The 19,979-nt window shown below is 53.9% G+C and carries 22 protein-coding genes; all 22 read right to left on the bottom strand.

From position 1 onward, the window contains the following. Window positions 1-32 precede the first annotated feature (32 nt). The 22 genes from trpA to spoIVA all read right to left on the bottom strand — a co-directional run bounded on the left by trpA (window position 33) and on the right by spoIVA (window position 19,298). A complete protein-coding gene (gene trpA / locus BLR64_RS28065; protein ID WP_090719810.1) occupies window positions 33-854 on the bottom strand; it encodes a tryptophan synthase subunit alpha in 822 nt (273 codons plus the stop codon). Then, window positions 854-2,050 (bottom strand): tryptophan synthase subunit beta, encoded by a 1,197-nt coding sequence (trpB, locus tag BLR64_RS28060; RefSeq protein WP_090719807.1) that lies wholly within the window; start codon window positions 2,048-2,050, stop codon window positions 854-856. The genes trpA and trpB overlap by 1 nt, the downstream gene beginning before the upstream one ends. Further along, a complete protein-coding gene (locus BLR64_RS28055; protein WP_090719804.1) occupies window positions 2,047-2,727 on the bottom strand; it encodes a phosphoribosylanthranilate isomerase in 681 nt (226 codons plus the stop codon). Before BLR64_RS28055 ends, trpB begins: the two co-directional genes overlap by 4 nt. Continuing rightward, window positions 2,720-3,550 carry an indole-3-glycerol phosphate synthase TrpC gene (gene trpC / locus BLR64_RS28050; protein ID WP_090719802.1) on the bottom strand — a complete coding sequence of 277 codons (831 nt, stop codon included), beginning with the start codon at window positions 3,548-3,550 and terminating at the stop codon, window positions 2,720-2,722. Before trpC ends, BLR64_RS28055 begins: the two co-directional genes overlap by 8 nt. Then, on the bottom strand, window positions 3,540-4,580 hold the full coding sequence (trpD, locus tag BLR64_RS28045) for an anthranilate phosphoribosyltransferase (RefSeq protein WP_090719800.1): 1,041 nt from the start codon (window positions 4,578-4,580) through the stop codon (window positions 3,540-3,542). The genes trpC and trpD overlap by 11 nt, the downstream gene beginning before the upstream one ends. A gap of 134 nt (window positions 4,581-4,714) precedes the next feature. After that, complete coding sequence (gene trpE, locus BLR64_RS28040) at window positions 4,715-6,268, bottom strand: anthranilate synthase component I (protein WP_090719798.1); 1,554 nt, start codon at window positions 6,266-6,268, stop codon at window positions 4,715-4,717. Window positions 6,269-6,609: 341 nt separating this feature from the next. After that, on the bottom strand, window positions 6,610-6,981 hold the full coding sequence (aroH, locus tag BLR64_RS28035; RefSeq protein WP_090719796.1) for a chorismate mutase: 372 nt from the start codon (window positions 6,979-6,981) through the stop codon (window positions 6,610-6,612). Then, entirely contained in the window at window positions 6,975-8,078 is a 1,104-nt protein-coding gene (gene aroB / locus BLR64_RS28030) for a 3-dehydroquinate synthase (protein WP_090719794.1), read from the bottom strand. Before aroB ends, aroH begins: the two co-directional genes overlap by 7 nt. 1 nt (window position 8,079) lies before the next feature. Continuing rightward, complete coding sequence (aroC, locus tag BLR64_RS28025) at window positions 8,080-9,249, bottom strand: chorismate synthase (RefSeq protein ID WP_090719792.1); 1,170 nt, start codon at window positions 9,247-9,249, stop codon at window positions 8,080-8,082. 268 nt (window positions 9,250-9,517) lie between these two features. Continuing rightward, window positions 9,518-9,679 (bottom strand): hypothetical protein, encoded by a 162-nt coding sequence (locus BLR64_RS30480; protein ID WP_167360800.1) that lies wholly within the window; start codon window positions 9,677-9,679, stop codon window positions 9,518-9,520. A gap of 110 nt (window positions 9,680-9,789) precedes the next feature. After that, on the bottom strand, window positions 9,790-10,593 hold the full coding sequence (locus tag BLR64_RS28020; protein WP_090719842.1) for a CheR family methyltransferase: 804 nt from the start codon (window positions 10,591-10,593) through the stop codon (window positions 9,790-9,792). A 26-nt stretch (window positions 10,594-10,619) separates the two neighbouring features. Beyond that, complete coding sequence (gene ndk / locus BLR64_RS28015) at window positions 10,620-11,063, bottom strand: nucleoside-diphosphate kinase (protein ID WP_068729935.1); 444 nt, start codon at window positions 11,061-11,063, stop codon at window positions 10,620-10,622. 88 nt (window positions 11,064-11,151) lie between these two features. Further along, complete coding sequence (locus BLR64_RS28010) at window positions 11,152-12,120, bottom strand: polyprenyl synthetase family protein (RefSeq protein WP_090719839.1); 969 nt, start codon at window positions 12,118-12,120, stop codon at window positions 11,152-11,154. Further along, window positions 12,117-12,977, bottom strand: a complete 861-nt coding sequence (locus BLR64_RS28005) for a menaquinone biosynthetic enzyme MqnA/MqnD family protein (protein WP_090719790.1) — start codon at window positions 12,975-12,977, stop codon at window positions 12,117-12,119. The genes BLR64_RS28010 and BLR64_RS28005 overlap by 4 nt, the downstream gene beginning before the upstream one ends. Next, a complete protein-coding gene (locus tag BLR64_RS28000) occupies window positions 12,974-13,582 on the bottom strand; it encodes a UbiX family flavin prenyltransferase (RefSeq protein ID WP_090719788.1) in 609 nt (202 codons plus the stop codon). The genes BLR64_RS28005 and BLR64_RS28000 overlap by 4 nt, the downstream gene beginning before the upstream one ends. Further along, complete coding sequence (locus tag BLR64_RS27995; protein ID WP_090719786.1) at window positions 13,579-14,451, bottom strand: UbiA-like polyprenyltransferase; 873 nt, start codon at window positions 14,449-14,451, stop codon at window positions 13,579-13,581. Before BLR64_RS27995 ends, BLR64_RS28000 begins: the two co-directional genes overlap by 4 nt. Beyond that, complete coding sequence (locus BLR64_RS27990; RefSeq protein ID WP_068729943.1) at window positions 14,444-15,196, bottom strand: demethylmenaquinone methyltransferase; 753 nt, start codon at window positions 15,194-15,196, stop codon at window positions 14,444-14,446. Before BLR64_RS27990 ends, BLR64_RS27995 begins: the two co-directional genes overlap by 8 nt. Before the next feature lie 3 nt (window positions 15,197-15,199). Further along, the gene (locus BLR64_RS27985) at window positions 15,200-16,069 is read right to left on the bottom strand and encodes a heptaprenyl diphosphate synthase component 1 (protein WP_090719784.1); all 870 of its coding nucleotides are present in this window, start codon (window positions 16,067-16,069) and stop codon (window positions 15,200-15,202) included. Between the two features lie 113 nt (window positions 16,070-16,182). Continuing rightward, entirely contained in the window at window positions 16,183-16,716 is a 534-nt protein-coding gene (locus tag BLR64_RS27980; RefSeq protein ID WP_090719782.1) for a hypothetical protein, read from the bottom strand. Window positions 16,717-16,823: 107 nt separating this feature from the next. Continuing rightward, window positions 16,824-17,072: a trp RNA-binding attenuation protein MtrB gene (gene mtrB, locus BLR64_RS27975; protein ID WP_068729947.1), complete on the bottom strand. Its 249-nt coding sequence runs from the start codon at window positions 17,070-17,072 to the stop codon at window positions 16,824-16,826. Between the two features lie 163 nt (window positions 17,073-17,235). Continuing rightward, window positions 17,236-17,508 (bottom strand): HU family DNA-binding protein, encoded by a 273-nt coding sequence (locus BLR64_RS27970; protein WP_042178229.1) that lies wholly within the window; start codon window positions 17,506-17,508, stop codon window positions 17,236-17,238. A gap of 311 nt (window positions 17,509-17,819) precedes the next feature. Beyond that, the gene (gene spoIVA / locus BLR64_RS27965; protein WP_090719780.1) at window positions 17,820-19,298 is read right to left on the bottom strand and encodes a stage IV sporulation protein A; all 1,479 of its coding nucleotides are present in this window, start codon (window positions 19,296-19,298) and stop codon (window positions 17,820-17,822) included. Window positions 19,299-19,979 lie beyond the last annotated feature (681 nt).

Below are 19,979 nucleotides of genomic sequence, written 5' to 3'. Positions count from 1 at the left end.
ATAGTAACAGCCTGCTTCAGCAGGCTTGACTGTTATGGTCTTAATTGTGACACAAATTCTCGAATTTGCAACAGCCCGTCACTGCGGGTGGCCGGGTTTTCCAGCAGCGGTATAACCTCTTCCACCTTGCGGACAATCGCGCTGCCTACAACGACACCGTCACATATTTGTGCAAAGCGGGCCACCTGCTCACCGGTCGAAATTCCGAAGCCTACGGCTACCGGCAGATCCGTTGCACGGCGGACCGAAGCAATAAAGTCGTCTACACCGCTGTGAAAAGAGGACCGTTCTCCTGTCACACCAAGCGAGGATACGCAATATACAAAGCCGCTGGCGCCGGAAACGATCCGTTCGATCCGCTCACTGGAGGTCGGGGCAACCAGCGGAATGAGATTCACGCCTGCTTCACGGCTGCGCCGGCGCATCTCCTCCGACTCTTCTACAGGCAGGTCGGGAATGATCAGCCCGCTGATCTCATGGGTATCCAGCTCGGCAAAAAAGGTATCCAGGCCCATCTGCAGCACCGGATTATAGTAGGTGAACAGAATGAACGGCAGCTTGCTTCCGTTCTGCCGGGCCTTCAGTGCGGTTTCCATGCAGGTGCGAAGGTGAACCTTGCCCCGCAGCGCTCTGGATGAGGCCCGCTGGATGACCGGTCCGTCCGCCAGCGGATCGGAATAGGGAACTCCAAGCTCCAGCACATCCGCTCCCGCAGCCTCTAGCTCGGAGATAATATCCAGCGTAGTTTCAAGATCGGGATCGCCTACGGTAAGAAAAGGGATCAGGGCAGTTCTGCCTTCCTCTTTAAGCTTCCGGAAAGCCAGATCCATCCGGTTAGTCGTTTCAGTGGTCATTACAAATCCGCCCCTTCCGTATAAGCCATGATGGATTCCACGTCTTTGTCCCCGCGCCCGGAGAGGCAAATCACTACGATATTATCCTTGCTGAGTCCTGGGGCAATTTTGGCCACATGGGCAATGGCATGCGCCGATTCCAGAGCCGGAATAATCCCTTCGGTTACGCATAACAGCTTGAGGGCGTCGAGCGCTTCCTTATCGGTAACGGGAACATACTTGGCCCGTTCGATGTCCTTGAGATAGGAATGCTCCGGGCCAACCCCTGGATAATCCAGACCGGCCGAGATGGAATGGGCTTCGGTCACCTGACCGTATTCATCCTGCAGCAGGTAGCTCATGGAGCCCTGGAATACCCCGTGCGTTCCTTTGCTCATGGTTGCCGCGTGGAATGGGGTATCGACTCCTTTGCCGGCAGCCTCTACACCGATCATTCCTACACTCTCGTCTTCCATGAACGGGTAGAACATGCCGATGGCATTGCTGCCGCCGCCGACAGCGGCAACCAGCAGATCCGGCAGACGGCCTTCGGCCTCCACAATCTGGCGCCGTGTCTCGTCTCCGATAATCCGCTGGAAGTTGCGGACCATCATCGGGTAAGGGTGAGGACCGACAGCCGAGCCCAGAATATAGAAGGTATCCTCGACATTGCTGACCCAGTAGCGCAGCGCTTCATTGCCGGCATCCTTGAGGGTCCGGGAACCGGAAGTCACCGGGATGACCTCGGCGCCGAGCAGCTTCATGCGGAACACATTAAGCGCCTGGCGGCGGGTATCCTCTTCGCCCATGAACACTTTGCATTCCATGCCCAGCAGTGCCGCTACCGTTGCGGTAGCCACCCCGTGCTGGCCGGCGCCTGTTTCCGCGATAACCTTGGTTTTGCCCATTCTTTTGGCCAGAATCCCCTGCCCGATTGCATTGTTGATCTTGTGGGCTCCGGTATGGTTGAGATCCTCACGCTTCAGATAGATTTTGGCCCCGCCTAGCTGCTTGGTGAGCCGCTCTGCATAGTACAGTGGCGTTTCACGGCCGGAATACTGCTTCAGCAGATATTCTATTTCCTCCTGAAAAGCCGGGTCCGCCGAAAATTTGGCATAGGACTCCTCCAGCTCAATCAGTGCATTCATCAAGGTTTCAGGAACGAAGCGGCCTCCAAAAGAACCAAAACGCCCGTATTTGTCCGGTACTTGTATCATGATTGCTTCACCCTTTCCACGAAAGAAGTCATTTTGGCAATATCCTTTACCCCGCTGCTCTCCACCCCGCTGGAGACATCTACCCCATCTGGACTGTAATCTCTCAGTAATTCACCAACGTTATCCGGATGAAGTCCTCCTGCTACAAATAACGGCAATCCATGTCTTGCCGCAGCCTGCCGGAAGAGCGGAATCCTGCCCCAGTCAAAGGTACGGCCTGAACCGCCGCTGCCCTGCGGATCGTATGTATCCAGCAGCAATGCGTCAACAGTCCCTGCATAGCTGTCCACTATGCTCTGGCCTTCAGCACCTTCCGCTTGTCCGCTGCCGGCCACCGAAAGCGCCTTCCACACCTTAGCCTGCGGAAAAGCCAGCTTGACCTCTCTGCAGTAATCAGGACTCTCCTGCCCGTGCAGCTGAATCACCTCCAGCGGCACAACGGCCAGAAGCTCCTGCAGCTCCTCCAGTTCAGGATTCACAAAGACTCCGGCCGCGCCGGGAGCTTTGCCCGTTTCCCAGCCGGACAGCTCGGCAGCCAGTAGGGCTGCCTGTTCAGCAGTAACTCTGCGGCGGCTCGGAGCAAATACAAAGCCGATATAGTCGAGCGGCAATCGCTTCATAGATTTTAGCACTTCAACGTCCTGAAGTCCACAGATTTTTACCAGCGCTTCAGCCATGCAGGGCACGATCCTTTCCTGCAGAGACCGGTCCGAGCAGCCCGTGTACTGCTTCTTCTACGTTATCCTGCCGCATCAGGTACTCTCCGACCAGCACACCGGCGGCACCGCTTGAGCTCAAATAATCAATATCTGCCGGACCGGCGATTCCGCTCTCACTGATTACAGGCACCCCTTGCGGCACCAGAGCCGCCAGATCGGCTGTTGTCTCCAGCCTGGTCTCAAATGTGCGCAGGTTACGGTTATTGATGCCGAGCAGCACATGAGGACTATTGATTTTACCGGTAGTGATTACGAGCTCCAGCTCGCTTTGGTCATGCACCTCGATCAGTACATCCAGGCCGAGAGAGGCTGCAAGGTCGGTAAAGGAAGCCAATTGTTCTGCAGTGAGAATCGCCGCAATCAGCAGGATGGCATCCGCACCCAGTATCCGCGCTTCGTAAATCTGCAGCTCGTCAATGATAAAATCCTTGCGCAGCAGCGGCAGACTCACCGCATCTCTTACCTGCTGCAGAAATGCATTGCTGCCCTGAAAATAGTCCTGGTCAGTCAGAACTGAGAGGCAATCGGCGCCGCCTGCCTCGTAGCCGCGGGCAATAGCGGAAGGATCGAAATCCGCACGGATCAGCCCTTTTGACGGCGATGCCTTCTTAACCTCAGCAATTAGCCCCATCTCCCGGTTCCGGCGTTGTACCAGCGCATCCCTGAACCCCCTGGTAGCGGGCAAACCCGCTATGACCTCTTCAGCTACTGCTACAGAGAAGCTTGTGCCCAGGGCTTCAACCTCTTTTACTTTGGTGGCGACAATTTTATCAAGATACATAGTCAAGCTCCTTTGTCGTGGCTTTGAGCTGCTCCAGCTTGAGCAGTGCTTTGCCGGAATCGATCATCTGGCGGGCCTGCGCCACACCTTCGTTCAGGCTCTCCGCCAGTCCGGAAACATAGATACAGGCACCGGCGTTAGCGAGGACAATATCACGGTACGGGGTAAGCGCTCCCTGCAGTACAGCTGTAATAATGGCGGCGTTCTCGGCAGCATCCCCGCCCAGCACTGCCTCCAGCGGATGGCGGCTCAGGCCGAGTTCTTCCGGCGTAATCTCATACGTGGTTACCATTCCGTTCTTCAATTCAGACACCTGTGTAGGCGCCGAAATGCTGATTTCATCCAGGCCGTCCAGACTGCTTACAATCATGGCCCGCTTGGAGCCAAGCTCCTTCAGTACGTTAGCGACAATATCGGTCTTATTCCGGTCATAGATGCCCATCAGCTGCCGGTCAGCTCCCGCCGGGTTGGTCAACGGGCCCAGCATATTGAAGACGGTCCGGACACCAAGCTCACGGCGCGGAGCAGCGGCGTGCTTCATGGACGGGTGATAGATCTGAGCAAACAGGAAGCAGATTCCGATACTGTCCAGGCAGCGGCGGGCCTGCTCAGCATTCAGGTGAATGTTCACACCCAGAGCTTCCAGCACATCTGCGCTGCCTGCTCTGCCGGAAGCGGAGCGGTTGCCATGCTTGGCGACGCGTACAGACGCAGCCGATGAGATAATAGCAGAAGCGGTAGAGATATTAAACTTATGGATGCCTGAGCCTCCGGTACCGCAGGTATCCAGCAGCCTGGTGCGTTCTGTGAGCACCGGGGTTCCGAATCCGCGCATCGCCTCGGCAAAGCCGGTAATTTCCTCAACCGTCTCTCCCTTAATCCGCAGCGCGGTCAACAAGGCACCGATCTGTGCCGCTGATGCAGTACCATCCATAATCGTTCCCATTATTTCACGGGCCTGCGCCCGGCTGAGGTTTTTTCCTTCGATTAATCCCGCAATTCCTGATTGTATTAACTGGCTTGCTTCCATATGGATCTTCCTCCTAAAAGTTTTGCAGGCATATCCTTCTAACGAGTAAGCATCGACAAACTCGCTTCGAAAGCATCCGCTTAGTAGTATGGAGCATTCTCTGCTCGGCTCATCTATTCTGACTGCTTCTCAGCTTACGGGGTATATTCGTACATGTAATCCTGATTGATTACCTGCGGCTCTCTGATCTCTGCCGGAAACATGGCCTCTGCCATCCGGATTGCTTTTAACATTGCCTTCGCTTTGTTCAGGGTCTCTTCGTATTCCTTCTCCGGTACCGAATCCCAGACGATCCCCGCCCCGGCCTGTACGTAGGCCCGGCCTTTGCGGAAGATAATCGTACGGATCGTAATACAGGAATCCATATTTCCGGAGAAGCCAAGGTACCCGATCGCTCCTGCATAAGCGCCTCTCGCTTCCCGCTCCAGCTCGGAGATGATCTCCATCGCCCGCAGCTTAGGTGCACCGGAGACGGTTCCAGCCGGCAGGCAGGACAGGAAGGCATCGAAGAAATCTTTATTCTCGTCCAGTGTTCCGGACACATTGGATACCATGTGCATCACATGGGAGTATTTCTCTATCTCCATAAAGGAGTCGCATCTGACTGTGCCGAATTTCGATACCCGGCCCAGATCATTGCGCCCCAGGTCAACCAGCATCAGATGCTCTGCCCGTTCCTTCTCATCCTCCAGCAGCTCCTGGGCCAGCGCCCGGTCCTCTGCCTCGTCCGCTCCCCGCGGCCGGGTTCCGGCAATCGGCCGGGTTGCCACCCGGCTGCCGTCCACCTTCACCAGCGCCTCCGGAGAGGTGCCGACAATGATCTCCTCATCCATCTTGAGGTAGTACATATACGGCGAAGGGTTCAGTGTACGGAGCATCCGGTACACATGCAGCGGTGATACCTCAGTCTCAATATGCAGCCGCTGCGACAGCACTACCTGAAAAATATCTCCCGCCCGGATGTACTCTTTGGCCTGCTCCACATTGGCAATATACTGCTCCTTGGTCAGGTTGGAATGAATCTGACCCAGCTCAATATCCTCCGGTATGCTGCGGCGGTTGACGTTTTCCTTAGGTCCTTCCTTCTGCAGCTCTTCAGCGAAGTCTTCCAGCTTGCCGTTCAGGGCTTCGTAGGCAGCCCGGATATCCGAATCCGTATCCCCGTCCTTAATGTGCAGGTTCCCTATAAGCAGGATTTGCTGCTTCACATGGTCAAACACAATAATACGGTCGCAGAACATAAACCGGATGTCATCCGTCCCGAGGTCATCTACCGCATGCGGGGACAGCTTCTCATAATATTGCAGCAGGTCGTATCCGAAGAATCCGATCGCCCCGCCGGTAAAAGGAGGCATCCCGTCCAGCTTGGGGCTGCGGTAGGAGCGGAGCAGCGCTTTTAGCTCTTCGATCGGTTTGCCGGTGAGCCGTCTCTGCTCTTCGCCTACTTTGACATGGATGACGTTCTTTTTTCCAGAGATGGTCAGAAACGGATCGCTGCCGATAAAAGAATGACGGGCCCACTGGATTCCGCCCTCTACACTTTCCAGCAGAAAGGCATGGGATTCACCGGCAAACCGCTGAAACAGCCGGATCGGCGTCTCCATATCAGCCAGCAGTCTCTTTACTACAGGAATCAGATTATACTCCCGCGACAGCTTCACCACTTCTTCGATGCCAGGGTACGTCATTTGGAATACCTCCTTGGAATGGTCAAATCTATAATCCCGAATACAAAAAAACCTCTACCGGAGTAGAGGTTGTGTAGGTAAGTATATGAAAAAGCGCACTGGACAAGGCATTATTCTCCGAATTAGACGACATCGTCACGTAGAGGATATACGGGTAGCGCAAACACTACCATGAAGTACATCCATGCGGACATATCTAAAATAAACGGAATGCCTCAGATCTAACATCCTGCACTCATCTCAACTATACTCAACTAGGCTCAAACTAAACTCATCTTCTCTCGGCTAACTACACTATACATGATGACGGTGTTCATTGACAACCCGCAGCAGCAAATTAATTACTTGCTCTGTGAGAGATCAGGGCGAAGCTTCTTGGCTTCATTAAGGTAGACGTGGCGGATATCCCGCTGTGACTTGTCCGTATTGACCTGCACCATCAGGCGGATACACTTCGGCAGGCCGCCCTTAACAGGGATTTCGACAGAGCACATCAGAGGCACCAGCTCCCAGCCTTCGATCTCGCGGATGGCACGTGCCGGAAATGTAGCATCAAGATCACCGGTCACAGTAATCCATACGCTGCAGATATCTTCAGCAATAACATCGTTACGCTCAACAATTTCCCGGAGCAGTACTACGGTTTCACGTAATATTTCATTTTCCTCATTATTGACGACGGTTGTTGCGCCGCGGATCCCCCGGTTTACCATGGGCTCCCCTCCTTCTTAAGCTGTGCGATAACTTCACGCACGTCACTCTGCTGCACGTCATTAACGATGCTCACAGCACCGATTGAATCTGGCACAATAAAGGTCATTTTGCCTTCCTTGAACTTCTTGTCATGCATCATTGCTTCCATCAATTCATCCTCGCTGTATGCCGCCGGCAGTCTGACCGGCAGCGACAGCGCAGACAGCATGGATACGGTATCCTCGTAAATGCTGTGGTCACGGCCCAGCTTGGCTGCAAGCAGCGCCGAACCGGCCATACCGATAGAGATCGCTTCTCCATGCAGGAACACACCATAGCCGCCTACCGCTTCAATGGCATGGCCGATTGTATGACCCAGGTTCAGAATGGCCCGCAGTCCGTTCTCACGCTCGTCTGTACCGACCACCCGTGCCTTAATGGCGCATCCGCGCTCCAGCGCATAGCCCAGCGCCTCGGCATCCAGAGCCAGCAGCTCTGAAGCATGCTCACGGCACCAGTATGCAAATTCCTTATCAAGAATAAGGCCATGCTTCACCACTTCAGCCAGACCGGAAGACACCTCGCGGGGCGGAAGCGTGCGCAGTGTATCCAGATCATATAGGACCATAGATGGCTGATAGAAGGCACCGATCATATTCTTCGCCAGCGGATGATTGACAGCGACCTTGCCGCCGACACTGCTGTCATGGGCCAGGATAGTTGTCGGAATCTGCACAAACCCGATTCCCCGCATATAAGTAGCGGCCACATAACCGGCGAGATCGCCGACGACTCCGCCGCCAAGCGCCAGGACCGCGGAGCTGCGGTCCAGCCCGGCCTGAATCGCCGTTGTGATCACTTCTTCGTATACAGCAAGCGACTTGGAGGCCTCACCGGAAGGTATAACATGGCTGGCCACAGTATAGCCCTGTCCGCGAAGCGAGGCTTCCACCACGCCCAGATAACGCGGGGCTACCTCACTGTCACTGACCACCAGCAGCGGGCTCCGCAGCGGCAAGCCTGCTTCCCTGCAGCGCTCCCCGATACCTTGCAGCAATCCGCTGCCGATCAGAATCGGATAGGAGCGCTCGCCCAAATCTACCGTTATGCTGCGCATATCAGTAGCTCTCCAGCTGGGCCAGGTAATTATTGTAGTTGGCTCTGATCTCCTCAAGCGAATCCCCGCCGAACTTGTCGAGGAAGGCTTTGGCAAGCTCCCAGGCTACAACATTCTCCAGCACTACACAGGCTGCAGGGACCGCACAGGCATCGGAGCGCTCCACCTGCGCCGTGAACGGCTCTTTGGTATCAATATCTACGCTTTGCAGCGGTTTGTACAGCGTCGGGATCGGCTTCATGACACCGCGGACGACAACCGGCATTCCATTGGTCATGCCGCCTTCAAATCCGCCCAGCCGGTTGCTGGCCCGGTAGTATCCGCGGGATGGATCGTACATGATCTCATCATGCACCTGCGAGCCGCGCAGAACGCCTGCTTCGAAGCCGATGCCGATTTCCACGCCCTTGAACGCGTTGATCGACATAACCGCTCCGGCAATTGCCGCATCCAGCTTACGGTCATACTGCACATAGCTGCCGAGGCCGATAGGCAGGCCTTCAACGACACATTCCACAATCCCGCCGATGGAGTCGCCTTCCTCCTTGATCTTGTCTATGTACGCCTCCATCTTCTGCTCAGTCTCTTTATCTACAACTCTCACAGAAGATTCTTCCGTCTTTGCAATAAGCTCATCAATAGGCAGATCGTTTGCCGGTGCTTCGATTTCGCCGATCCGGATCACCTGTCCGGCTATCTTCACGCCGAACTCCGCCAGCAGCTGGCGGGCAACAGCACCTACCGCTACTCTTGCAGCTGTCTCGCGGGCGCTGGAGCGCTCCAGCACGTTGCGCAGATCTGTATGGTTATACTTGAGCCCGCCGTTAAGGTCGGCATGTCCCGGACGCGGACGGTTCACTCGCCGCTTCTCCTCGTCACTGCCGGGAATCGGCTCAATATTCATAATATTCTTCCAGTGTGTCCAGTCCTTGTTCTCAACTACAAGGGCTACAGGGGCACCAGTTGTATAGCCGTGGCGCACGCCGCCGACAATTTGGGCCGTATCTTTCTCAATCTGCATGCGGCGTCCGCGGCCGTAGCCCTTCTGTCTGCGGTGCAGCTGAAAATTAAGCTGTTCGAAATCAAGTGTCAGATTGCTGGGCAATCCCTCGATAATGGCTGTAAGCTGGGGGCCGTGCGTTTCCCCCGCTGTTAAGTAGCGTAAACTCATGACGCGTTCCCCTTTCACACTTTTAAACTGTAAACCGCTAAAATATTAAAACTCTTGCCTCATTATAGTATAGCCTACACGCTTTGACAAGAAAGGATAAGCTCCGGCATGGCGGCAGCGTTATACAAAATACCCCCGCAAAGCGGAGCCTTTACATTGGTGCTGACTCAGTACTTTGCGGGGGCGCTTTCATTTCAAAGAACAGCGCCGCCCGACTCTTTCGAGCTCAGGCGGCGCTGCGGCACATCACGGTTCAGAGCTTCCAGGTCTAGCTTCCGATCCTTTGCTGCGCCTCGGGTATGCTTTGCTTGCCTTCCTCCTGCCTGAGCAGGCTCTGCAGCTGCAGCTCTTCGACGCCAAGAATTTGCCCGCACTCGCGGACGGTCAAAAACCCGCGTCTGTACGCGGCAATGACCTTGCTTTTGTCCATGTGGATTAACGACCTTTCGCATAGCATACGGTACCTACTTTTCATTATCACTGAAAAGAGGATAAAGTATACCCGCTCCGGGCAGAACACCGGCTGGCGTGTGCATGCTGTTATTTTTTACGGTAAAAGAAGGTCTCCGTCGATTCAAACCCGTATTGGGCCGGGGTAAAAATCTGCTCTGTGCTGCCTACGAACAGATACCCGCCAGGACGCAGGCTGGCCGAGAATTTGTGATACAGCTTGTTCTTCGCTTCCTCTGTGAAATAGATCATAACATTGCGGCAGATGATCAGATCAAAGCCGTCATCAAATTTGTCGAGCAGCAGATTCTGCTTGCGGAATTCGATATTTTTCTTGAGCGCTTCACTAACCTTGAACACCGGACCCTCCGGTGTGAAATAGCGGGCTGCCACATCCCCCGGCACATCCTTCAGGGAACGCTCCAGATAGAGGCCCTGCTTCGCTTTGGATAATGCACCATCATCAATATCCGTTGCAAGAATGCCGGTCTGGGTCAGCAGATTCTTGTCCGACAGGATCATAGCCAGTGTGTAAGGCTCTTCCCCGGTTGAACAGGCGGCACTCCACAGCTTCAGCCGGCGGCCGGAGCGCTGGAGCTCGGGCAGAATAACATCCCGCAGCACCTCCCAGCGGTTCGGATTGCGCCAGAATTCAGATACATTGATGGTCATCCGGTCCAGGAATTCATAGAATAAGGCCTTGTCCTTCATCATTGCGGCAAAAAAATCAGTAAAGGTATTATATCCGTTCTTCATCCGCAGCGTGGTCAGGCGGCGCTTCATCTGAGCTTCCTTGTACTGGGCAAGGTCTATTCCTGTGCTTTGCTTGACGTTATGAATAAAGCCGGTATAATCCGGGTCTAGCGCTGTTGTTGTCTCTTCACGATCAGCCATCATTCATCCCTGCCTCCTGCCGAAATTTACATCCAGACCGCGATGTCTTTATTGTAGTCAGCCAGTTCATCAGGAGCGAAGAAATTGGCAATTTCGCGTGCTGCGCTTTCCGGAGAATCCGAACCGTGAATCAGGTTAAGCGGGGTGTGGCTGGCAAAATCACCGCGGATCGTTCCCGGCAATGCTTCGCCTACTTTGGTTTTTCCGATCAGCAGCCGGGACAGGGCAACGACGTCATCGCCTTCCCACACCATTGCGAACACAGGACCGGAAGTAATAAAGCCTACAAGCTCCGGGAAAAAGTCCTTGCCCTCGTGCTCTGCATAATGCTTCTTGGCCTGCTCTTCCGTAACCTTAATCAGCTTGGCGGCAACCAGCTTGAACCCCTTATCCTCCAGACGGGCTACAATACGTCCGATTAATCCGCGCTGAACACCATCCGGTTTGATCATCAGATACGTCTTTTCCATAGAGCCACTCTCCAATTTCGCTTTTTATTTTCTGATATTATCAGAAAGCCTGCCATCTGTGAACGCTTAATATTCGGCTCTCCGGCAGTTAATATGCCCTTCCGGTCACAAAATAGGCAATATCGCGCAGATTGCGTCTGGTCTTGTTGACGGGAAGCTGCTCCAGTGCGGCCAGCGCTTTGTCGATATAACGTGAAGCCAGCTCCTCTGACCGGGTAATACCGTCACCGGACAGAATCAGATCGATAGCCCGGCCGACTCCGGCCTGTCCGCTGCGGATCAGCGCAAGCTCATCCAGCAGCGCTGTACGCAGCCGGCTGTCTTCCAGACTGTAAATGACCGGCAGCGTAATATTGCCCTGCCGCATATCACTGCCGGGAGGCTTGCCGATCTGCTTCTCGGTTCCCGACAGATCCAGCAGATCATCCCGGATCTGAAAGGCCATCCCGACGTTGTATCCGTAATTATAGAGCAGGCGGGCTGTTTCCGGCTCTGCGTCGGCAGCCAGTGCCCCCAGCTCACAGCTGATGGCTATCAGGAGAGCTGTTTTGCGGCGGATGCGCCGCAAATAATGGCGGACACTTTGACCGCTGTTGAAGAAATCGCGGATCTGCTCCATTTCCCCGATCGACATCTCCACCATCGCCTTGGACAGGATCTGGTGAATCCGCGGATTCTGGAGCTCAGAAGCAATAACCAGCGCCTTGGCATAAATGTAATCACCGGTGTACATGGCGATCTTATCGCCCCATTTGGCCTTGACGGTAAGCTCTCCGCGGCGCAGCTCGGCATCGTCGATTACATCGTCGTGAACCAGCGAAGCGCTATGTATCAGTTCAAGCGGAATCGCCACACGCTTCAGCTTCTCGAGATCATATTGCCCGAACTTACCTCCCATCAGCACAAAGACAGGGCGCAGCCGTTTGCCGCCGGCCTTCAGCAGATGAAGCGAGGTTTCCGCCAGCAGTTCATCATCGCCCTGTACACTGCGGTACAGCTCTTTTTCTATCTGATCCATGTCCTTACTCAGCATTCCGAAAATTTGCATTCGCTTCATTCTTTCACCCGTGTCAGCAGATTGCGGCTCCATAACTCCATCTTCACTTCCTGCGGCAGCAGGCCCATCTCATAGGCATAGCGGAAATAGAGGTTCAGACCTTCCTGCTGCCTTTCCCCAAAATCATAACATAAATTACTGAAATAACCGTCCCAGTATTCAGAAGTGCCGCCAATACGCGAACAGGCTTCCCGTATAATGGGTGCAGGATTGCGCACACCGCGCTGTTTGCTGTCCACAAAAGCCGCTGCGATCTCGGCAATAGCCTCCGGCTTGTCCTTAGCCGCTTCGCGGTTAACGGCCCAGACGGCAAAGGTCATGCTGTGTCCCGTCCAGTCCTTCCATACCTGCCCAAGGTCAGTAACCAGATAACCCTGGTCCTGCCAGGCTGCCTTGATCGCATGGTCGCCAATCAGGAGGCAGGCGTCCGCCTGATCCATCATGCTGTCCAGCTCAGGCTCAGCCGTAATGTACTCTGGTTTGCCGCCGATCGCTTTTTCCATCAGAATCTTCAGCAGATTCACTGAGGTGGCAGATGTGTTCGTGACAGCTATCCGTCCGCTCCCTATTTGTTCAGCCGGAACCCTGGAGAACAGCAGAATCGACTTGACCGGCCCGTCTGCACTGACTGACAAATCCGGCAGCAGCAGCAGCCGGTCGCTCGCTTCTGCGTAGGCAAAGGAGGATAATGCCCCGACTTGGATAGTCCCTCTGGACATCCCCTGATTAAGAATGGCAGGCACTTCACTCACCATCTCTGCCGGATGCTTCAGGGCAGAGGGGTTAAAATTGTGAAATACCGGCCATGAGTTGGTATAGCTGATTTTACCGATTACCGTATGCTGCTGGTCCTTCATTCATCTTCCCCCCATCTGCGGAATAGGCTGTGCTCAATGCCGAAGCTGTCGAGAACCTTGCCGACCATGAAGTCCACCAGGTCATCCATAGTGCTCGGACCGAAGTAGAATGCCGGCATCGCCGGAATAAGCTTCACTCCAAGCCGGGACAGCTTCAGCATGTTCTCAAGATGAATGGCATGCAGCGGGGTTTCACGCGGCACCAGTACCAGGGGGCGCCCTTCCTTCAGCATTACATCAGCAGCCCGTGTCATCAGATTATCCGAGCTTCCATGTGCTACAGCAGACAGTGTTCCCATGGAGCAAGGCATAATAACCATTCCCTCCGTCCGGAAGGAGCCGCTTGCTATGGAGGCGCCGATATCAGCAATCGGGTGATAAAGCAGAGAACCGGGATGGCCACTGAACCGTGCGTTCAAAAAGCCTTCCCGGTCTGAGACGTTAAAACCCAGCTCCTCCTTGAACACCCGCCAGCCCGCATTGCTGACCACAAGATGGACAGTGTATCCCAGCGACAGCAGGGTTTCTGTCAGGCGAACACCGTAAATCCCGCCGCTTGCCCCGGTAATGCCAACTACAAAATGTTTAGGTTTTGGCCCGGTCATCTGAACTGCACCACCAGGTCAATCAGAGTGAAGGAAAATACCACGATGCTGAGCACACCGTTCATTGTGAAGAACGCCGTCTGAAGGCGGCTTAAATCGCTTGGAGACACGATATGATGCTCATAGAACAGGATAATATATGCAATAATCATGCCCGCCACATACCACCAGCTCAGGTCTGCCATAAAGAGCAGCGAAATGAATCCGATTCCGGTTAAAATATGGAACGCCTTGGCAATAATCAGCGCACGGGCGACTCCAAAGCGGACTGGGATTGAATAAAGGCCTTCCTGCTCATCAAATTCGACATCCTGGCAGGAGTAGATAATATCAAAGCCGGCTGTCCAGAAAACAATCGTGAAATAAAAGATCATCGCCGTCCAGTCCACATTACCTGTAACCGCTACCCAGCCGCCCAGCGGTGCGAGTGCAATCGTCAGCCCGAGAATGAGGTGGCAGGCCCAGGTAAACCGTTTGGTGAACGAGTAGAACACAAGCAGGAAAACGGCTACCGGCAGAAGCTTCGCCGACAGGGGATTCAGCTTGAAGGCAGCCCAGAATAATAAGAAGAAGGAAATGAATATAAATACCGACACTTCTCCGACCTTGAGCAGGCCGGCGGGGATGGCTCTCCCGGCTGTCCGGGGATTCTTCGCATCACTGATCCGGTCAATCAGCCGGTTCAGACCCATGGCCGCACTCCGTGCACCGAACATGGCGACGACAATCCAGCCGATCTGCGGCCATGACGGCAATTCGCCGAACATGACGACTGATCCCAGCAGTGCGCCCATAAAGGCGAAAGGCAAAGCAAAAACAGTGTGCTCAAACTTGATCATTTGCAGAAAAACGCCGACTTTTTTAAACATTACAGTTCTCCTTGAACCCAATATGTAGTGCTGCGATGCCTCCGGTCAAGGGGAAGGATTCCACTTTCGTCAGTCCGGTTTCACGGAAAATCACCGCGAGCTGCTCTCTGTCCGGGAAGAGGGCCAGTGATTCGGGTAGCCATTTGTACTGCTCATACCGCTTGGCAAACAATTTGCCGAGAAGCGGAAGAACCTTTTCGAAATAAAAATAATAAATGCCCTTGAATGGCTGCTTCATCGGCTTAGACAGCTCCAGGCAGACAACCATTCCCCCGGGTTTCACCACACGCTTCATTTCGTTCAGCACTTGAACGAGATCAGGCACATTGCGAAGCCCGAAGCCTATCGTTGCGTAGTCGAAGGAATTATCCCCGAACGGCAGGTCCATCGCGTTGCCCTGAATCAGTGAAATGCGGTCCTGAAGGCCCTGTGCCTCAACCTTGCCGCGTCCCACTTCCAGCATGCCGGCGCTGAAATCCAGGCCCACTACAGAGCCGGTCTGGCTTGCTTCAGCCAGCGCGATGCTCCAGTCACAGGTACCGCAGCACAAATCCACTGCAGAATCCCCGCGTTTCATCGCCATCTTGCGCATTGTGAATTTGCGCCAGGCCTTGTGGCGGCGGAAGCTCAGGATATCATTCATCAGATCATATTTACCGGCAATGCTCTCAAACACGGAATGTACAAATTGCTCTTTAGGCTGTGCTTTCGTTTCTCCCAGAGCGGAAGTCTTCTCTATTGTCATTCTTTACCCCTCCACGGCTGCTTGTCCGGAAATTTTCATCTGCAGGAGGAAGCGGTCCAGAGCAGTGTTAAGCCCACTTACCAGATGCTCGTCCTTAATACCCTGTAGAAGTCCTTGAATGGACTGAATCGACTGGTGCAGCTTGTCGGTCAGCAGGGTATCGCATTTATATTTCATTTTGAGCTTTTTCCAGTCCTTCAGGTCAATCTGCTGCTCCCGGAGCAGTATGGTTTCTTCCTCGGCAGCACTCTCGAGTATCTTCCAGTAGCAATAGCCGTCCCGTGCCGCCGCCGGATCATTGCCGCGCCGCAGCTCGGCGCATATGGTTTCAGAGTGGCTGAATTCGGCCAGCAGCTTCTCCCACAGGCCGGTGAGGCTCTCTTCAATATGCGGTGTAAAAGAAAGGAACAGCCGCATATTGAGCTGTACCGAATGCCGCAGGTATTGTTCCGAGGAGAGCAGCTGCTCCTTCATTTTGCTGTACAGCCGGGCTTTCATCACGTTAAAATCGGCGATGGCCGAGCTAAGGCTGCCCACCATTCCGATTTGGCCGCTCTTGGCCAGCAGATGGTAGAACCAGCTGCTGAAATAGTCGCCGGCCAGCACCTTGAGCTGCCGGGAACGCATGACATCCCCGCCCGGATCCTCGCTCACGTGCTCAATGCTCTCATGCGTGTCGAGAGCAAGCTGAACGAGACCTGTAACCAGCGTGTACAGCTCCTTGCTGCGGTCTTCACCCGCATTTCCGTAACTCAGAAAAATATATAACAAATGACTGCGACCATCTGAAAAAGGCGGCAGTTCCGTATGCCGCTGAATCATGTCGTAGTCGGTGTAAGGTTTAGCTAATTGCGGTATGCGGTACGGTTTCATTTCAGCCTCCGAAGCCATTGACGTTATTACAATATCTTTGTTCACAATCTTGTCTATTATATCACATGTTTTTTTGTCACGCACATGGCACGTTCTAGTTTCTTTTACCCACATCAGGAATAAATGAACTGCTTGCGCCACAGCTCACTTTCACTAATACGGAAGCCCTCCTTCAGAACTTCAGGCAAAGGGCGGTTGCCTGTGGTCTGCAGCAGCTCCTGAAGCCGGAGCGACCATTCCGTGCGGCGGATATCACCCGCAAGCAGCAGACGGCGGCTGTCCAGCCATTTATCCTCCGCAACAATCCGCAGCAGCAGCTGATTGACATTGTCCGTCTCCTGGAATGCAAAAGAAACCGCCAGCGCCATGTTCCGGTACAGCTCCTCCGGCTCGTGATCATTACCGGTTACCTTGAGATCAAGCGATAAAACCCCGTTTTTCCAGCCGGCGCTTCCGATATCCAGACTGAAGGGCAGGCTGCTTAGCGCATCTACGATATTCTCATCTGCAAGTATGGTCCCGTCACCGCCAAGCGTCTCCACCGCATGCTGCGGCAGGGCGGCTTCAAGGGCAGCCATCTGCGGCAGAATTACAGCAGAGGCAGCGGTCACCAGCAACACCATTCCGATCAGCCAGCCCCGGTTCATAGCCTGCCCCCTTATCCATCGTTTCCGCCGGGCCGTGACAATATACGAACCTGCCGGCTTGCCTATATCTAGTTATATTTTGAAAAAAAGCAGGCTATGCCTGCTTTTCAGCTTTCACTTTCCAGTTGTCCGTGCTTGCTCCAGATTTCTGCCTTGCCGCGGATTTTCATCGCTGAGGTATGATCGGTGAACTGGGCGATCAGCACCTCGCCCTTGTCTAGCTTTTCGGTGTGGTGAAAGCGAGTATCATGCCCCCGGGTAAGCCCGATGACCTGGACGCCGTTCTCCTTGGCTTTGACCACAATGTACTCGCTGCCTGCAGGTGCCGGACTTACGCCGTTGTTCTTCTCAGTCATGGTTGATCCTCCTAAAAGTTTATGAGCCTGGCTTCATGAACAGCTTCGTACAAAACTGATTTTGGAAGCATGTGCTTGGTTTAGGCTTCGGAAAAACAAATGCCGCCCAAAAGGCGGCATCGTTATGACTCGGAAAGAATATAGGATCGATATGTAGAAATCTCTATTTGATTCCGTCTTTGAGCGCTTTACCTGGTTTGAAAGCAGGTACTTTGCTGGAAGGAATTTCGATTTCTTCACCAGTCTGCGGGTTGCGGCCTTTGCGTGCGGAACGTTCGCGCACTTCAAAGTTTCCGAAGCCAACCAGCTGCACTTTGTCACCGCTCTGCAGAGCATTAGTGATTGCTTCGAAAACGGCGTCTACCGCTTTAGTAGCATCCTTCTTGGGAAGTTCAGTTGCTTCTGTAACCACGTTGATCAAATCTGATTTATTCATGTCTTCTCACCTCCCTGGGTAAATTTCCGGTATCATACACTGTTTCCGTTTCAACGCAAAATATACGTGATAATCCCGTTAATTACTAGATACGGACGCCTCTCTTCCTAGAAGCGCAACAAACTTATAGTAATACAGCCCACCCATAATTTCAAGGCGTTACTCAAAAAAGGAGCAGAAAGTAGCATTTCAATAGGCCCGTTACACTGAAATGATAGGCTAATATTGTTAGATTCTTCTACGAGAGTACAAAAAAGAGAGCGGATTATTCCGCTCTCCTGAATGCAGGCTGTCTTACCAGCCCTGCTGCTTTATAAAATGATGGCAATAAGTCCGCCAGAGCCCTCGTTTATGATGCGTCCAAGCGTCTCCTGCAGCTTGTAGCGGGCATTGTCCGGCATCATGGCGATCTTGCCCTGAATGCCTTCACGCACGATGGAATGCAGCGAGCGGCCAAAAATGTCGGATTCCCAGATTTTGATCGGGTCGTTCTCGAAGTCCTGCATCAGATAGCGAACCAGCTCTTCGCTCTGCTTCTCTGTACCGATGATCGGGGAGAATTCCGATTCCACATCGACACGGATCATATGAATGGACGGCGCTGTCGCTTTCAGCCGGACCCCGAAGCGTGAGCCCTGGCGGATCAGCTCCGGCTCATCAAGCGCCATTTCAGCCAGCGACGGGGCGGCGATGCCGTATCCGGTCGTCTTGACCATTTCCAGCGCTTCCGAGAAGCGGTCATATTCACGCTTGGCATGGGAGAAATCCTGCATCAGCTGCAGCAGATGATCCTTGCCGCGGATCTCGACGCCGACCACTTCCATCAGCACCTGATCATACAGCTCTTCCGGTGCATAAAGGTCAATCTCCGCCACGCCCTGGCCCATATTCATGCCGCTGAGCCCTGCGCGGTCGATGAAGTCGTATTCGGTAAACTGGGATACCAGACGGTCCACATCCCGCAGGCGGCGGATATCTTTTACCGTATCACGGACGGAATTTTCATAAGCGCTGCGCAGCCAGTGGTTCTCGCCAAGCACCATTACCCAGCTCGGCAGATTGACATTAACCTCATGTACCGGGAACTCATAGAGCACTTCCCGCAGCACACCGGTCACATCATCCTCCGACATATTGGCGGCGCTGAGCGTCATTACCGGAATATCATATTTGGCAGCCAGCTCACCGCGGAGCTGCTGGGTCTCTTCACTGCGCGGACGGGTGGAGTTGATCACAAGCACAAACGGCTTGCCGACCTCCTTCAGCTCAGCGATTACACGCTCTTCCGAGTCAATGTACGAGTGCCGCGGAATTTCGGCGATCGTGCCGTCCGTAGTCACGACTACACCCAGTGTGGAATGCTCCTGAATGACCTTGCGTGTGCCGATTTCCGCCGCCTCCTGGAAAGGAATCGGTTCTTCAAACCACGGGGTGGAAATCATGCGCGGCCCGTTTTCATCCTCATAGCCCTTGGCTCCTTCAACAGCGTAACCTACACAGTCGACCAGCCTTACATTGACTTCAAGGCCTTCCGCAACCTTGATCTGCACCGCGTTGTTCGGTACAAATTTCGGCTCGGTTGTCATGATTGTTTTGCCGGCTGCGCTCTGAGGCAGTTCATCCACAGCTCTTACCCGGTCTGCTTCGCTCGTAATGTTCGGCAGAACAATCGTCTCCATGAAGCGCTTGATGAATGTCGATTTTCCCGTGCGAACCGCGCCGACGACGCCAAGATAAATGTCTCCGCCGGTACGCTCGGCAATGTCCTTGAAAATATCCACTTTTTCCAAAAGAGATCCCCTCCTCATATTACTCCGAAGAAAAAATGCCTGAAGAGCATCGACTTCGCGTTCCGCCGGTAAACGGACCCTTGCAGGACATCCACCGGACTTTGGCATTGCCCGCCAGGGAGCCTAGCCTGCCTAAGCGGAACATTCTTGCCCCGCGCTAAACTCCGAATGCTCGGACATGCATTTGGACTAGTATCATCATATGTATCCGGAACGGATTTATGACCCGCAGCTGCGCTTTTTATGCAGGAATTTCACACACGGCAGCAATTGCGCACAGAAAGGGCTCACGATACCCGGAAACCTTCTCATCCAGCATATGAAGGTTAGATAGCGGATAGAACTTCCTTGTAGCTTTTACAGCCCCTGCTAGAGTAAAGGGCTGAATAAATTCAGCCCCTCCTCATCAAACCGTACGTGAGGTTTTCCCTCATACGGCTTTCCGATGTTCGTCATTCATGGGCATGCAGCATTCTGGCCTTGGCCCATGACCTAGTTTCCCCTGTCGAGTTCTTGAGTGTTTTCTTGCGTGTCGTTAGCCGCTTTGGGCATTCACGGACTCGTACCTCTTGGTGAAACATGAACAAAGCAGGGCTCCTTCCCTCCCTAAGGTTATGTTGTCCTTAGGTTCCTTGGTACTATGAGCCCCTCGGACTCCCTTCCCACAGACGATTCACTTCG

Source organism: Paenibacillus typhae (assembly GCF_900099765.1).
Classification (GTDB): Bacteria; Bacillota; Bacilli; order Paenibacillales; family Paenibacillaceae; genus Paenibacillus_AQ; species Paenibacillus_AQ typhae.
Note: the sequence above shows the minus strand (reverse complement) of the source record. Positions and strands in the feature narration are given on the sequence as shown.

Coding starts and splice junctions, on each gene's coding strand:
- trpA (WP_090719810.1), bottom strand. CDS start 854: ATGACCACTGAAACGACTAACCGGATGGATCTGGCTTTCCGGAAGCTT.
- trpB (WP_090719807.1), bottom strand. CDS start 2,050: ATGATACAAGTACCGGACAAATACGGGCGTTTTGGTTCTTTTGGAGGC.
- BLR64_RS28055 (WP_090719804.1), bottom strand. CDS start 2,727: ATGGCTGAAGCGCTGGTAAAAATCTGTGGACTTCAGGACGTTGAAGTG.
- trpC (WP_090719802.1), bottom strand. CDS start 3,550: ATGTATCTTGATAAAATTGTCGCCACCAAAGTAAAAGAGGTTGAAGCC.
- trpD (WP_090719800.1), bottom strand. CDS start 4,580: ATGGAAGCAAGCCAGTTAATACAATCAGGAATTGCGGGATTAATCGAA.
- trpE (WP_090719798.1), bottom strand. CDS start 6,268: ATGACGTACCCTGGCATCGAAGAAGTGGTGAAGCTGTCGCGGGAGTAT.
- aroH (WP_090719796.1), bottom strand. CDS start 6,981: ATGGTAAACCGGGGGATCCGCGGCGCAACAACCGTCGTCAATAATGAG.
- aroB (WP_090719794.1), bottom strand. CDS start 8,078: ATGCGCAGCATAACGGTAGATTTGGGCGAGCGCTCCTATCCGATTCTG.
- aroC (WP_090719792.1), bottom strand. CDS start 9,249: ATGAGTTTACGCTACTTAACAGCGGGGGAAACGCACGGCCCCCAGCTT.
- BLR64_RS30480 (WP_167360800.1), bottom strand. CDS start 9,679: ATGGACAAAAGCAAGGTCATTGCCGCGTACAGACGCGGGTTTTTGACC.
- BLR64_RS28020 (WP_090719842.1), bottom strand. CDS start 10,593: ATGGCTGATCGTGAAGAGACAACAACAGCGCTAGACCCGGATTATACC.
- ndk (WP_068729935.1), bottom strand. CDS start 11,063: ATGGAAAAGACGTATCTGATGATCAAACCGGATGGTGTTCAGCGCGGA.
- BLR64_RS28010 (WP_090719839.1), bottom strand. CDS start 12,120: ATGAAGCGAATGCAAATTTTCGGAATGCTGAGTAAGGACATGGATCAG.
- BLR64_RS28005 (WP_090719790.1), bottom strand. CDS start 12,977: ATGAAGGACCAGCAGCATACGGTAATCGGTAAAATCAGCTATACCAAC.
- BLR64_RS28000 (WP_090719788.1), bottom strand. CDS start 13,582: ATGACCGGGCCAAAACCTAAACATTTTGTAGTTGGCATTACCGGGGCA.
- BLR64_RS27995 (WP_090719786.1), bottom strand. CDS start 14,451: ATGTTTAAAAAAGTCGGCGTTTTTCTGCAAATGATCAAGTTTGAGCAC.
- BLR64_RS27990 (WP_068729943.1), bottom strand. CDS start 15,196: ATGACAATAGAGAAGACTTCCGCTCTGGGAGAAACGAAAGCACAGCCT.
- BLR64_RS27985 (WP_090719784.1), bottom strand. CDS start 16,069: ATGAAACCGTACCGCATACCGCAATTAGCTAAACCTTACACCGACTAC.
- BLR64_RS27980 (WP_090719782.1), bottom strand. CDS start 16,716: ATGAACCGGGGCTGGCTGATCGGAATGGTGTTGCTGGTGACCGCTGCC.
- mtrB (WP_068729947.1), bottom strand. CDS start 17,072: ATGACTGAGAAGAACAACGGCGTAAGTCCGGCACCTGCAGGCAGCGAG.
- BLR64_RS27970 (WP_042178229.1), bottom strand. CDS start 17,508: ATGAATAAATCAGATTTGATCAACGTGGTTACAGAAGCAACTGAACTT.